The sequence below is a fragment of the Mycobacterium sp. genome (genome assembly GCF_049647605.1).
Taxonomy (GTDB): Bacteria; Actinomycetota; Actinomycetes; order Mycobacteriales; family Mycobacteriaceae; genus Mycobacterium.
The window spans coordinates 52,870-66,634 of record NZ_JBARXZ010000102.1 but is presented as its reverse complement, the minus strand read 5'-3'; the positions used below and the strand labels follow the sequence as shown (position 1 = coordinate 66,634).

14 protein-coding genes and 1 riboswitch are annotated in these 13,765 nt (G+C 66.9%); of the genes, 5 read left to right on the top strand and 9 right to left on the bottom strand.

The features are described 5' to 3' along the window. A partial coding sequence (locus WBB07_RS13505; RefSeq protein ID WP_526308432.1) for an Lhr family helicase occupies nt 1–733 on the top strand: 733 nt, incomplete at its 5' end. Here the strand turns inward: WBB07_RS13505 and WBB07_RS13500 are convergent. Continuing rightward, complete coding sequence (locus WBB07_RS13500; protein WP_526308430.1) at nt 734–1,819, bottom strand: DUF3533 domain-containing protein; 1,086 nt, start codon at nt 1,817–1,819, stop codon at nt 734–736. It lies immediately after the preceding gene. 154 nt (nt 1,820–1,973) lie between these two features. Here WBB07_RS13500 and WBB07_RS13495 point away from each other — a divergent pair, with 154 nt between their 5' ends. Beyond that, nucleotides 1,974–2,594 carry a TetR/AcrR family transcriptional regulator gene (locus tag WBB07_RS13495; protein WP_526308428.1) on the top strand — a complete coding sequence of 207 codons (621 nt, stop codon included), beginning with the start codon at nt 1,974–1,976 and terminating at the stop codon, nt 2,592–2,594. Nucleotides 2,595–2,597: 3 nt separating this feature from the next. On the opposite strand, the gene WBB07_RS13490 is transcribed toward WBB07_RS13495, so the two are convergent. Further along, a complete protein-coding gene (locus WBB07_RS13490; RefSeq protein ID WP_526308426.1) occupies nt 2,598–3,623 on the bottom strand; it encodes an ABC transporter substrate-binding protein in 1,026 nt (341 codons plus the stop codon). A gap of 45 nt (nt 3,624–3,668) precedes the next feature. Beyond that, nucleotides 3,669–3,809, bottom strand: a riboswitch (cobalamin riboswitch). Nucleotides 3,810–4,503: 694 nt separating this feature from the next. Between WBB07_RS13490 and WBB07_RS13485 the strand changes: the two genes are divergently transcribed. Beyond that, the gene (locus WBB07_RS13485) at nt 4,504–4,875 is read left to right on the top strand and encodes a hypothetical protein (protein WP_526308424.1); all 372 of its coding nucleotides are present in this window, start codon (nt 4,504–4,506) and stop codon (nt 4,873–4,875) included. Nucleotides 4,876–4,956: 81 nt separating this feature from the next. Continuing rightward, a complete protein-coding gene (nei2, locus tag WBB07_RS13480) occupies nt 4,957–5,709 on the top strand; it encodes an endonuclease VIII Nei2 (RefSeq protein ID WP_526308422.1) in 753 nt (250 codons plus the stop codon). A 55-nt stretch (nt 5,710–5,764) separates the two neighbouring features. On the opposite strand, the gene WBB07_RS13475 is transcribed toward nei2, so the two are convergent. The 5 genes from WBB07_RS13475 to WBB07_RS13455 form a co-directional block, all read right to left on the bottom strand. Beyond that, nucleotides 5,765–6,079, bottom strand: coding sequence for an RNA-binding protein (locus tag WBB07_RS13475; protein WP_526308420.1), 315 nt, complete (start codon nt 6,077–6,079; stop codon nt 5,765–5,767). A 54-nt stretch (nt 6,080–6,133) separates the two neighbouring features. Beyond that, a complete protein-coding gene (locus WBB07_RS13470) occupies nt 6,134–6,565 on the bottom strand; it encodes an MTB12 C-terminal domain-containing protein (RefSeq protein ID WP_526308418.1) in 432 nt (143 codons plus the stop codon). A gap of 65 nt (nt 6,566–6,630) precedes the next feature. Then, nucleotides 6,631–7,509, bottom strand: coding sequence for a pseudouridine synthase (locus tag WBB07_RS13465; protein WP_526308416.1), 879 nt, complete (start codon nt 7,507–7,509; stop codon nt 6,631–6,633). Then, nucleotides 7,506–9,209, bottom strand: coding sequence for a glycerol-3-phosphate dehydrogenase/oxidase (locus WBB07_RS13460; RefSeq protein ID WP_526308440.1), 1,704 nt, complete (start codon nt 9,207–9,209; stop codon nt 7,506–7,508). Before WBB07_RS13460 ends, WBB07_RS13465 begins: the two co-directional genes overlap by 4 nt. A 92-nt stretch (nt 9,210–9,301) precedes the next feature. Further along, nucleotides 9,302–10,714 (bottom strand): NAD(P)H-quinone dehydrogenase, encoded by a 1,413-nt coding sequence (locus WBB07_RS13455; RefSeq protein ID WP_526308415.1) that lies wholly within the window; start codon nt 10,712–10,714, stop codon nt 9,302–9,304. A gap of 107 nt (nt 10,715–10,821) precedes the next feature. Here WBB07_RS13455 and WBB07_RS13450 point away from each other — a divergent pair, with 107 nt between their 5' ends. Further along, entirely contained in the window at nt 10,822–11,298 is a 477-nt protein-coding gene (locus WBB07_RS13450; protein WP_526308413.1) for a gamma-glutamylcyclotransferase family protein, read from the top strand. A gap of 55 nt (nt 11,299–11,353) precedes the next feature. Here the strand turns inward: WBB07_RS13450 and WBB07_RS13445 are convergent, their stop codons facing one another. Next, nucleotides 11,354–12,523: an amidohydrolase gene (locus WBB07_RS13445; protein WP_526308411.1), complete on the bottom strand. Its 1,170-nt coding sequence runs from the start codon at nt 12,521–12,523 to the stop codon at nt 11,354–11,356. Then, on the bottom strand, nt 12,520–13,698 hold the full coding sequence (locus WBB07_RS13440; protein ID WP_526308409.1) for a M20 family metallopeptidase: 1,179 nt from the start codon (nt 13,696–13,698) through the stop codon (nt 12,520–12,522). Before WBB07_RS13440 ends, WBB07_RS13445 begins: the two co-directional genes overlap by 4 nt. Nucleotides 13,699–13,765 lie beyond the last annotated feature (67 nt).

Below are 13,765 nucleotides of genomic sequence, written 5' to 3'. Positions count from 1 at the left end.
GTACAGCGTGGCGCATCCGCAGACCAGGGCGGTCGACCCGACCGTCGCCGGGCGCTGGTCGGCACTGCCTGCCGCCGAACCTGATTCCACCCTGCGGGCCCATTTCTCGGCGGATCTGCTGCTGGGCCGCTACGGCGTTCTCACCAAGGGATCCGTCGCCAGCGAGAACCTGCCCGGCGGATTCGCCACGCTTTACAAGGTGCTCTCGGGGTTCGAGGACGCCGGGCAATGCCAGCGGGGCTACTTCGTCGAATCGCTCGGCGGAGCCCAGTTCGCCACCGCCGGCACCGTCGACCGGCTGCGCAGCTATGCCGATACCGTCGACGACGATCACCGGGATGCCTTTGCAGTGGTGCTCGCCGCCACCGACCCGGCCAATCCCTACGGTGCGGCCTTGCCCTGGCCGGCGCGCACCGGAGATGCCGACACCGCGCACCGACCGGGCCGCAAAGCCGGCGCGCTGGTGGCGATTGTCGACGGTGAGCTGGCGTGGTTCCTCGAGCGCGGCGGCCGGTCCCTGCTGAGCTTCACCGGCGACGGCCAGACCCTCAATGCGGCGGCAGCGGCCCTGGCCGATCTGGTCACCGATCGACGCGTCGACGGGTTGTTGGTGGAGCGCATCAACGGCGCCTCCGTGCTGGATCCGGCGGCGCCGGCAGATCATGCCGCGGTGGCGGCGGCGCTGACCGCAGCCGGGTTCAGCCGGACGCCAAGGGGTCTGCGGCTACGCTGATCAGCTCGCGGCGACCAGGCCCATCGATCTGACGTGCAGATCGCGGCGATGTTGTGCGACCACGCGCATCCGTCTCCGACTCGCCAGTGCCGATGCGCCCAGTGAGAGCAGGATCCCGGCGACCGACCACGCCACCAGGACCGCTATCGGTCCGCCGATGCCCTCACCACCGAAGTAGACGATCCGGCGCACGACATCGGTGCCGGCACCGTTGGGCAACACCCCGTGCAGAGCGCGCCAAAACGGCGGCAGCAATGCCGGTTGGTACGCACCACCGGCCGAGGGATTGCCCAAGATCACAAAGAGCAGGACCGTGAGAGCAATTCCCAGGGTGCCGAACAACATCTGGAACGCCATGGTCACCGTCGCGGCCGCGAGAACCACCAGGGTCCCGATCCCGGCCAGCGCCCACAGGTGACCTGTCAGCGCCCCCAACACCGGACCGGCCACGACGGCGCCACCGATGCCCGAAGCCAGGCTGTAGGGGACGGTGGCGCCCAGACGCCAGATTGCGCGCGGAAACGTCGCGGGCCGAGCGCCTTTGGCGACTCCGAGCATCGAGGCGAACAGGTAGCCGCCGACGGCCCACCCGATGACGAGATAGAAACCGCTGAGCCCGCGGGCATCACCAGGCTCGAGTGCCACCACGTCATCGACGGCCACGGTCCGGTTCTCGGATCGGGCGATGCGGTCGACGATCTGCTCGACGGCTCCGGATACCGAGGTACCACCGGCCGACGCGATCAGCAGCCGGTCATCGGTTCCGTTGGGATCGATGACGTAGACCGCCGAGGTGGCCGCCGAGCGCAGCGCACTGCGGGCGCTCTCCTCGTCGGTGGCCGCAGTGGCTTCGAGTGGTTGCCCGTCCAGCGCATTGATGCGGCCGATCACCGACTCGGACACCTGCGCGGGCGCCACCACCGCTACGGGAATGTGCTGCGGCGTAGGTGAGTGAAACGCGCCGATGTAGGACAGGATGAAGCCGAATTGCAGCAGGAGCACGCCCATCCCCAGGATCAGGGTGCGCGGCGAGACCGCGTCGCGTAAGCCCTCGAGCAGCGTTTCGCCGCGTTCATGCTTGCTCATCGTGATGTTTTCCTCGTCCGCTTGCCACACATAAACGGATACACTCCGTATCGGATACACACTGTATCCGAGGTGGCGGCGGATCCAGACCTGCGGTAAGTACCGTCACACTGGGCCGGCTGATGTGCCATCACAGAAAAGGAAACCCACACACATGCCCAAATCACCGACCAAACGCCGGCCGGTGACCGTTGCGGCGGTCCTCGACGCCGGGTTGACCGCGTTCCTCGAACGTGGGTTCCACCAGGCCTCGATCCACGACATCACCGCCGCGGCAGGCTTGACCCGGGGGGCGTTCTACTCGAACTTCCCCACCAAGGAAGCACTGTTCCTTGCCATCTACGACCGCAAGACCGATGACATGTTCAGCGAGCTACACCGCGTTCTCGAGACCACCCCGAAGGACGTGGACGCGGTGCCGGCACTGCTCAACCATGTCGCCGGTGGCGCTTCCGGCGGCGACAACTGGCCGCTGACGCTTGCCGAGTTCACGGTGCACGCCGCGCGCAACGCCGCGGTGCGCGCCGACTTCGTCGCCCATCGCGCCCGCTCGGCCGGCAAACTGAGCGACCTGATCACCGAGGTGGCCGAAGCGACCGGCCGACGACTGGACACCGATGCCGGCGAGCTGGCCGACGCGATCCTCGCCCTACACGAAGGCACCGCGCTGCTACGCGTGTCCCGCGCCGACAGCAAACGCAGTGGCGCGCTGTTCGAACGCATGGCCGCCGTCATCGTCGACGCGCTCACACCGGTGCGCAGCGACCGCGACTGAACGTCAGTTCTGGTCCAGCCCCGCGGCCAGCTTCTCGATGGCGTCGATCTCGCGGATTCCGGGATCCAACTCGGAACCGGTCAGTACGACATACCGCTGTTCCTGCACGGCGGTCATGTTCTTGGTCACCGGGTTGGTCTCCAGGAACTGCTTTTTGGTTTCCAGCGAGTCACCCTCGATACGCTTGCGGCTCAGGTCGGCCAGCACCAGTACGTCCGGGTTCCGGTCTGCCACTGTCTCCCAGTTGATTTCCGGCCAATCCTGGCGGGAGTCGGCAAAGACGTTGGCGGCATCGACGATCTCGGCGTACATGCCCGGGGCCGAGCAGCAACCGGCCATGTAGGGCACCTTCACCCCGGAGAACCAGAACGCCACCGTGGGCTGCGGGTCTGGCGTGTTCTCGGGGATGGCCTTGTCGAGTCGCTGCTGTAGCGAAGCGACCAGTTCTGCTCCGCGATCCTGCACGTCGAAGATCTCGGCAAGTTCGGTGATCTCCTGGAACAGGGTGTCGATTCGCAGGGGTTCCACCCGAGTCACGTCCTCGCCCTTGACCTCCGCGCCGACACAGACCGACGGCGACTGGTAGGTGGGGATGCCGAGCTGGGCAAAGCGGCTGCGCTCGGCGACGACGGCCGGGGTGAACGTGTGCGCACTGGCCGAGGTCACCAGGTCGGGCGCGGTGTCGAGCACCACCTCCAGCGACGGATCGTTGTCGGCCAGGCGCGGCACCGTGTTGTTGTCGGCCTCCAACTCCGGCAGCACCGGGTCGAACCAGGTCGAGGTGCCGACCATCTTGTCCGCAAGCCCCAGCGACAGCAGGATCTCGGTGGACGCTTGATACAGCGACACGGCCCGCTCGGGCGCAGCGTCGAAAGTCACCTCGACACCGCAGTTGTCGATGGTCAACGGGTAGGTGGTACGCCCAGCTTCTGCTGCGGCAGCGTTGTCGACCACCGGCGCCGGGTCGTCACTTTTGGCACAGCCGACCAAAGCGAGAAGCGGGACCAGCAACACGGCGAGATAGCGCACGGTGAGATTCCTTCATGTGAGGCCCATTCGCGGGGCCACCCGACAATGCCGAGGCCGCCGGCGGTCGGACTCAGGCCTGAAGTGGCCTATACCGTTGCGCGTCAGTCCCGGGTTCTCACCGGATTCCCAACTGTCTCGCCTGGCACTGTAGCAAGCAATGAGATCACCGGCCGCGGCCCTACCACCGCGGACGCGCACCGAAACCACCCCCGCGCGCCGTCGATCTCTCACACCCCGTCAGACGTCACCACGATTGTTCAGCCGGATCGACTCACAATCCGGCCGCCGTCACCGGGGCCTGCCCCGCTGCGTCAGCGCCGTCGCGCACCTGGCGATCCTCCCCGGCGTGAACAGCGACCACTGTCGGACCGCGCCACAAACTGGCCGGGTTTGTTGTTATCACTGTGTATCACAATGCTTTTGAGACAAGACGGACCGTATACGTCGACCACCACACGCCTCGCCAGCACCTCCAGCCACATTGCGCCAGCGGTAAACCGTTGGGTGACAACATATCCCCCCGTTTCGCACCGCCCTTCACCCTCACCAGCACCTTGGCGGCTCGTCTCGCCGATCGCCGGCCGCTGAGCCGACCACCACAGACCTGACACCAACCAGACCAAGCAACCCACACCCGGTGCGCGTCGACCTGATCCAGCCTGCCATTCTCCTGGTCAAACCCTGGAATATTCCTGTGAGTCAATAAATTTGGATGGGACGGCGTCTTCTTTTTGCACCGAATATGCGTGGTTGTTGGGGACTCCCTGTGAGCATGTTGGGAATCACCCTTGCGGCGCGGCGTCGCGACCCGATGGTCGGTATCTTTCTGACTGCGCAGTGTTGCCGATATCAACACCTGCCCGGAGAAGGGACGCCCGCGATGGCAGAGAATTTCAATGCATTGATGTCACACGGAAAGAGATTGACGGCACTGGGCCTCGGCTCGTGCGCCGTCGCCGTCGCATTCATGAGCTTGGGTAGCGCCACCGCTGCCGCCGACGTCGAAGAGATGGCGCCCACACCACAGGTGACAAGCCGCCAGGCTCTGATCATCGACGACAACTCCCTGCGTGCGACGGCCATCGGCCAGGCGCGTGGACTCGGCGAGAGCCGGTCGGCCTCGTCGGGGACCATCAATGCCCAGGGCGACGTCAGGGACTCGACCAAGGCCGTCGCCGGCACCACTGCGTCGCCGTTCAACCTGGAAGCCAACGGCAAGTTCGTCTTCGATCCGCCCATCGGCAGCTGGTGAGCTGAACCGGCACCGCAGTCAGGCTTGCACTCCGCGCCCGGACCCGTGAACACGGGTCCGGGCGCGGAGTAATTTGGCGTCATGCCGGAGGGCGATACCGTCTACCGCACCGCGGAGAAGCTGCGAACGGCGCTGTGCGGTAAAACGCTCACCCGCTGCGATATCCGGGTGCCGCGCTTTGCCACCGCAGATCTGCGCGGCCACGTGATCGACGAGGTACTCGCTCGGGGCAAACACCTGTTCATCCGGGTGGGACCCGCCAGCGTTCACTCGCATCTGAAAATGGACGGCAGCTGGCAGATCGGCAGGCTCCGCACCCCCGCCCACAAGGTTCGGATCGTGCTGGGCACCGCCGACAGCGTTGCCTACGGGGTGGACTTGGGGGTGCTGGAGATCCTGGACCGGTCCGCGGATCTGTCGGCGGTCGCACACCTGGGTCCCGATCTCCTCGGTGACGATTGGTCCGCCGAAACCGCCGCAGCCAACCTGATGTCCGACCCGGACCGTCCGGTCGCCGAAGCATTGCTGGACCAGCGCAACCTCGCCGGCGTCGGGAACGTCTACGCCAATGAGCTCAGTTTTGTCTTCGGGTTGAGACCCACCACCGCTGTCCGCACTGTCGGCGACCCGCTACGGTTGGCCGCTCGCGCACAGACCATGCTGTGGGCCAACCGTTCCAGGGTCAATCGCACCACCACCGGCGACACCCACCGCGGCAAGGACCTGTGGGTGTACGGACGGGCGGGCAGCCCCTGCCGGCGCTGCGGGACAGCGATCAAAACCGACAAGGACGGCGACCGGGTCACCTACTGGTGCCCCCGCTGCCAGCGCTGAATTCAGCGCCGGACCCACCTTGGCTCACCCACATGAGGCGCGGGCGTCGGAGGTCCTAGATACAGCCGCTGATGCTGATCCGTCTGCCCACGTTGGCACACACGTTCACATTCGGTGCCGGCGGCACGTACACCGGAGGTGGCGGTGGCGGAGGTGGTGGCGGCGCTCCTGGTGGCGGAGGCGGCGGCGGTGGTGGCGGGAGCGCAGGTAGCACACCGTTGAGTTCGGACAGCGGGTCAGAGCATCCGGACACATCGACGTATCTGCCTCCGACGGATCCACAAATGGCACCCGCCGGAGCTGAGCTCACCACGCCGAGGCCGCCCAGCATCACCGTTGCGGCGGCCACGCACCCCAGCTTTGTCAACATCCTTCTATCGTCCGGCACGCGGTGCGTCAGCGCACCCGATCACCGTAAAAAGATTCAGACCGTGCAGGTGGTGCCGGCAACCTGGGTGGCGATCACACACGCCGACGGGTTGCTCAACTTCCACGCCCCGTCCTGGTTCACCCAGTAGATCTGATGAGTCTTGGTCCCGAAGATCGGAATGGTCACGGCCAGTTGCGCATCAACCTGATCGCCGTTGCGCGAAGCATTTTCGACCCGCCACGACATCATCGAGCTGTACTGATCGATCACCCCGGCGATGTTGTTTGCCGTCGGCACCGCGGCCAGGCCACCCGCGAGCTCACTGGCACGCTCGTCATCGCTGATGCCGCGATCGAGGACTTTCTGCAACTGGGCCTGCAACTGGTCACTACTGGGGGTGGGCGGTGTCGGCTCCGCCGTCGCGACACCGGCCCCGATCAACGCACCAGTCATCAGAACCGTCACCGCACCGAGCGCCGTCCGCATATCGCACCTTCCAAAGCAGTTGAGGGGACCCTAACCAGACCACCCGTCACGGTCCGGGTCAAGACCTACGTCCCCGCACCGGTGACCGACAAGGTGCGGTTGCTGTCAAACGTCCGCACCGCGCCGGTGATCGGGTCGTCGAACTCGAGCCGATGCGCCAGAAGCTGCAGCGGAGTGCCAAAATCATCGGCGGGGACATCAATAATGCTGGGATACAACGGATCACCCGAGATCGGGAGACCGATGGAAGACATGTGCAACCGCAGCTGGTGCGTGCGCCCGGTGCGCGGCGTGAGTCGATACCGGTCCCCGCCAAGGCTTTCCACTTCGGTGACCGCATTCACCTCCCCTGGCTCCTGTACCGCCTGCAGTATGCCGCGATGTTTCATGATCCGGCTGCGCAACACCGTCGGCAGCTCGACACTCGAAATTCCATGCGAAACAGCAAGATACGACTTTCGCACCGCACCGTGGGCGAACAGCATCTGATAGGCGCCACGCAACTCCCGCCGGGTGGTGAACAGCAACACGCCGGCGGTCAACCGGTCCAGCCGGTGCGCGGGGCTCAGCTCCGGCAGGCTCAGATCCCGCCGCAGCCGCACCAACGCGGTCTGCGCGACGTGGCGCCCCCGCGGCATGGTGGCCAGGAAATGCGGTTTGTCGACCACCACCAGATCGTCATCCCGGAACAGCACCGGAATGTCGAACGGCACCTCCACTTCGACCGGAAGGTCTCGATACAAGTACACAAACGCACCCGGCGGCAGCACCGTCGTCGCCGTCACCACCACGCCGTCGGCATCGACAACTTCGCCGCCGAGCACCTTCGCCGCGGCGGCCTCCCCGAAGCGGTCCGCCAGTTCGACCAGCACCGCGCCGCCGCGCAACCGAACCCGCGCCGGCCCCAGACCGTCCCGCACGGGAAGCGGTGGCAGCCGCCTCAATTAAGCGGCACAGGTTCGAGGATCTCGGCGCGCGCCTCCGGAGCGGCTGCCCGCAGCGCGTCGGCGGACTCGTCGTCGGGTTGGGTCTGCGACTGCACCTCGGCCTCGACCCGCGCGATGTACGTCGCGACCTCCCGGTCCACGTCGGCCTGACTCCACCCCAGGATGGGCGCCACCACCTCGGCCACCTCCCGCGCACAGTCGACACCGCGATGCGGGTACTCGATCGAGATCCGCATCCGCCGCGCCAGGATGTCCTCCAGGTGCAGCGCCCCTTCCGCGGCGGCAGCGTAAGCGGCCTCGACCTTGAGGTAGACGGGGGCATCCGTGATCGGCGTCAGCAGCTCCGGCTTCTCCTTGGCCAGCGCCAGCACCTCGTCGATCAGTGATCCGTAGCGGTCGAGCAGGTGGCGCACCCGGTAGGGGTGCAGTTCGACCCTGGCACCGACGTGTTCGGTCTGATTGACCAACGCGAAGTATCCGTCGGCGCCCACCAACGGCACCTTCTCGGTGATCGACGGCGCCACCCGGGCCGGAATATATTGTGCGGCAAAGTCGATCGCGTCTGCTGCCATCACCCGGTAGGTGGTGTACTTGCCACCGGCGATCGACACCAAACCGGCTGCCGGGGACGCGACCGCGTGCTCGCGCGACAGCTTGGAGGTCTCCTCGCTCTCACCGGCCAGCAGCGGACGCAGACCGGCGTACACACCGTCGATGTCCTCATGGGTCAACGGGGTGGCCAGGACGGTGTTGACGTGATCGAGGATGTAGTCGATATCGGCCTTGGTGGCGGCCGGGTGTGCCAGATCCAGATTCCAATCGGTGTCGGTGGTGCCGATGATCCAGTGGGTCCCCCACGGGATGACAAACAGCACCGACTTCTCGGTGCGCAGGATGATCGCGACCTCACTGACGACCCGGTCGCGCGGGACCACCACGTGCACACCTTTGGACGCCCGGACCCGGAACCGGCCACGCTGCTTGGACAGCGCCTGGATCTCGTCGGTCCACACGCCCGTCGCATTGACCACAACGTGGCCGCGCACCTCGGTCACCGCCCCGTCCTCGGAGTCTCGGATCCGCACGCCGACCACCCGGTCCCCTTCGCGCAGCAGCGAAACCACCTGGGTGGAAGTGCGGACCACCGCACCGTAGTGGGCCGCGGTACGGGCCACGGTCATGGTGTGGCGGGCATCGTCGACCACGGTGTCGTAGTAGCGGATACCACCGATCAACGAGCTGCGTTTGAGGCCGGGCGCCAGCCGCAGCGCCCCGGATTTGGTGAGGTGTTTCTGGGCGGGCACCGACTTGGCGCCGCCGAGCTGGTCATAGAGGAAGATCCCGGCCGCCACATAGGGGCGCTCCCACCATCTGTTGGTCAGCGGGAACAGAAACGGCAGCGGTTTGACCAGGTGCGGCGCCAGCGTCGTCAACGACAGCTCACGTTCGTGCAGTGCTTCCCGCACCAGGCCGAACTCCAGTTGTTCCAGGTAGCGCAGTCCGCCGTGGAACATCTTCGAGCTGCGGCTGGAGGTGCCCGAGGCAAAATCCCGGGCCTCGACCATCGCGACTTTCAGTCCGCGGGTGGCGGCATCCAGGGCGCTGCCCGCCCCGACGACGCCACCGCCGATGACCACCACGTCGAACTGCTCACTGCCCAGGCGCTCCCAGGCTCGCCGGCGCTGCTCCGGGCCCATCAACGAACCCGCTTCGAGCTGGATGTCCGTCACACGTAGCTCCTCTCAGGCGATGGTGGAGACTCGGCCGTGCAGACTCCACCGATCCCACGCTAGTCGAGGTCGTCGTGGGCCATCAGCCTTCGCGCCGCCTCGACGATCGACCCGGACAGCGACGGGTACACCGAGAGTGTCTGTGCCAGGTCCGTCACGGAGATACGGTTCTGGACCGCCAGGGCGATCGGCAGGATCAGCTCCGAGGCGATCGGTGCCACCACCACCCCACCGATCACCACACCGGTGGCGGGCCGGCAGAAGATCTTGACAAAACCGTGCCGCAGCAGCGACATCTTGGCGCGAGCGTTGGTGCTCAACGGCAGCATGATCGTGCGCGCCGGCACACTGCCGTCGTCGATCGCCGTCTGCGGAATACCGACCGCCGCGATCTCGGGCCTGGTGAAGGTCGCCGACGCGACGGTGCGCAGCCGGATCGGTGAAACTCCTTCACCGAGGGCGTGATACATCGCGATCCGGCCCTGCATGGCGGCCACCGAGGCCAGCGGCAGCAGTCCGGTGCAGTCGCCGGCGGCGTAGATCCCCGCCGCCGGGGTGCGCGACACCCGGTCCACCGGGATGTATCCGCCCCTCTTGAGTTCGACGCCCACCCTCTCGAGGCCCAGACCGCCGGTGTTGGGGACCGATCCCACCGTCATCAAGGCGTGGGTGCCCTCGACAACACGGCCGTCGGCCATGGCCACCCGGACCCCGGTGTCGGTGCGGGTGACGGAATCGGCGCGCGCATTTTTCACCAGGGTGACACCACGCTCGTGGAACACCTGCTCGAGCACCGCGGCGGCGTCGCTGTCCTCGTGCGGCAGGATCTGGTCGCGACTGGCGACGACCGTGACATTCACCCCGAGCTCGGTGTAGGCGTTGCAGAACTCGGCGCCGGTGACACCGGAGCCGACGATGATCAGGTGTTCGGGCAGCTCGGTGAGGTCGTAGAGCTGCCGCCACGTCAGGATCCGCTCACCATCGGGTACCGCGTTGGGCAGCACGCGAGGGCTGGCGCCGGTGGCGATCAGCACGATGTCGGCTTTGAGCACCCCGGACTTGCCGTCGGAGGTGGTGACCTTGACCCGGTGGTGGGCCATTCCAGCGACGTCGTCGACCAGTTCACCGCGGCCACCGATGATCGTCACACCCTGGTTGAGCAACTGGGCGCCGATGTCCGCCGACTGCGAGGCCGCCAGCGTCTTCACCCGGTTGTTGATCTGCTCGAGTGTGATCTTGGCGTCATCGATGCTGATGTCGTAACCCAGCCCCTCGGCCCGGCGCAGCTCGGTACGCACCCCGGTGGAGGCGATGAAGGTCTTCGACGGCACGCAGTCGAAGAGCACGCAGGCGCCGCCCAAGCCGTCGGAATCGACGACTGTGACGTGCACTTCTGGGCCTCGGGACGCGGCGACGAGGGCCGCTTCATAACCGGCGGGGCCGCCGCCGATGATCACGATGCGGGTTGGCACGGGTCCAAACCTAGGTCATCACCGGCGGCCGGGTGTCATGAGCACCCGGCGGTGGTCTTCTGTCGACTCCCCGGCGAGCCTGTCGGCTCACTGACTAAGCTCTTCTGGTGCCGCTCTACGCCGCCTACGGGTCGAACATGCATCCCGAGCAGATGTTGCAACGGGCTCCACATTCGCCCATGGCCGGTACCGGCTGGCTGCACGGCTGGCGGCTGACGTTCGGCGGTGAGGACATCGGCTGGGATGGTGCGCTGGCCACCGTGGTCCAGGACCCGCTTTCCAAGGTGTTCGTGGTGCTCTACGACTTGGCACCGGGCGACGAGTCCACGCTGGACCGCTGGGAGGGCTCGGACTTCGGATTCCACAAGAAGATCCGCTGCCGGGTGCACCGCGAAACCTCGGACACCACAACTGATCCGGTGCTTGCCTGGCTGTATGTGCTGGATGCCTGGGAAGGCGGGATGCCCTCGGCCCGGTACCTGGGCGTGATGGCCGAGGCCGCCGAGATCGCCGGCGCACCCGATGACTATGTGCGCGACCTGCGCACCCGCCCGGCGCGCAACATCGGACCCGGCACCGTTTGATCTGGGCGGTGCGGCCCGTTGCCGTCGGTGCTGTGCAGCAGAGTGATTCGACAGCTCAGAACGCGGCGCTCTGTTCCACCAGGTTGGCCATCACCCGCACACCGACCCCCAGTGCCCGCTCGTCGAGGTCGAACGTCGGCTGGTGCAGGTCCAGCTGCGGGCCGGTTCCGCTCCACACCCCGAGGCGTGCCATCGCACCCGGCACCTCCTCCAGATACCAGGAGAAGTCCTCGCCGCCGCCGGACTGATGAGTGTCGGCCAGTGTGTCGGGCCCGATCGCCTCGATGGCATGGGTCATGATCCGCGCTGACATCTCTTCGTTGACCACCGGCGGAACCCCGCGGTTGTACTGCACGGAGTGAGCGATTCCCAGCGGGGCCAGCAGCGACGAAACAGCCTCGCTGACAATGCCTTCCAGTTCCAGCCAGGTCTCCCGGCTGGCGGTGCGCACCGTCCCGGCCAAGACCCCGATCTGCGGGATGGCGTTGGCGGCCACCCCGGCATTGGCGGCTCCCCACACCATCACCGTGCTGTGCCGCGGATCCACCCGGCGCGAGAGGATGCCCGGCACACCGGTGATCAGGGTGCCCATCCCGTAGACCAGATCACTGGTCAGGTGCGGGCGTGAGGTGTGTCCACCGGGCGAGTGCAAGGTGATCTCCACCGAGTCGGCCGCCGAGGTGATCGGCCCCGCGATGGTGGCGACCCGTCCGACCGCCAGCCGGGGGTCGCAGTGCAGCGCGAAGATCCGCGACACCGACGACAACACGCCGGCGGAGATCGCGTCGAGGGCGCCGCCGGGCATCAGTTCCTCGGCGGCCTGGAAGATCAGCCGCACCGAAACGGGTAGCTCCGGCACCGAGTTCAGCGCCAGCGCGGTCCCGAGCAGGATCGCGGTGTGCGCGTCGTGACCGCAGGCGTGCGCCACCCCCGGCACCGTCGAGGAGTACGCGGCGCCGGTGCGTTCAGCCATCGGCAGGGCGTCCATATCGGCGCGCAGCGCGATCTTCGTTCGATGTTCCGGGCCGATATCGCAGGTCAGCCCGGTGCCGCCGGGCAGGATCTTCGGATTGAGTCCGGCCCCGGCCAACCGTTCGGCGACAAACTGGGTGGTGCCGAACTCTTGCCTGCCGAGTTCGGGATGACGGTGGATGTGACGACGCCAGGCGACCAGATCGTCGTAGTGCGACGCCAGCCACGTCTCGGTCAGATCGGTCAGGCTCATGCGCGTTGCTCCTGCAGTGCCAGCACCCGGTCGCGTTCGGTGCCGGATTCGGCCAGCGCGACGACGGTGCGGGCCAGCATGATGGCACCCTCGACGACGGCGGTGTCACCGCTGGCACTGACCGCCGCAGCTGCGAACCCCAGTTGGTGCACGTTGGCTCCGCCGGCCTCGACGCCGACGATGGGATGGATCCCGGGCATCACCTTGGTGACATTGCCCATATCCGTACTGCCCAGTGGGAGTGCGGCTTCCAGTTCAGCCGGCACGGGTGTGCGCGCCAGCCGCAGCATTTCGGCACGGAATGCCTCTGCCAGCCACGCGTCCGGCGTCAACTCCTGATACATCGGCGAAGCTTCCCGCACCTCGTACTCACATCCTGTCGCGACGGCCCCGGCCCGGAAACAGGCCGACATCTTCTCTTCGAGAGCCTGCAGCGCCGACGTCTCGGTGGCCCGCATCGTGTAGCGCAGCTCGGCGTGCGCCGGGATCACATTGGGCACCTTGCCACCGTCGGTGACGATGCCGTGCATCATCTGTCCCGGCAGCAGATGCTGGCGCATCAACCCGATCGCCACCTGCGCGACGGTCACCGCGTCGGCGGCATTGACCCCCAGATAGGGCGCCACCGCGGCGTGCGATTCCCGGCCCAGGTAGCTCACCCAGACCTCCGAGAGCGCCAGCGAGCGTGCCGCGGCGATGTCGACGGGACCGGGATGCAACATCACGGTGGCGGCGATGTCGTCGAAGACGCCCTCGTTGAGCATCAGCACCTTGCCACCGCCGGCCTCCTCGGCCGGTGTACCGATCAGCACCACCGTCAACCCGAGTTGGTCGGCGACCTCGGCCAGCGCCAGTGCGGTGCCGACGGCCGAGGCGGCGATGATGTTGTGCCCGCACGCGTGCCCGATCTCAGGCAGGGCGTCGTATTCGGCGCACACCCCGACCACCAGTGGTCCGCTGCCGAACGACGCCCGGAACGCGGTGTCGAGTCCCCCGGCGGACGTGCTGATCTCGAAGCCCCGCTCGGCCACCAGCGTCTGCGTCTTGGCGCAGCTGCGGTACTCCTGGAACGCCAGCTCCGGTTCGGCGTGGATGGAATGGGACAACGCCACCAGGTCGTCGCGGCGGCGCCGAACGACGTCCTCGACAACCGAGGACGCACTGACTGTGGGCATCCGAGCAGTATCGCACCGTCGCAGGTACGGCTCCGGTCCGGCGTGGCTCGCGGCGCCCCGCACTAGG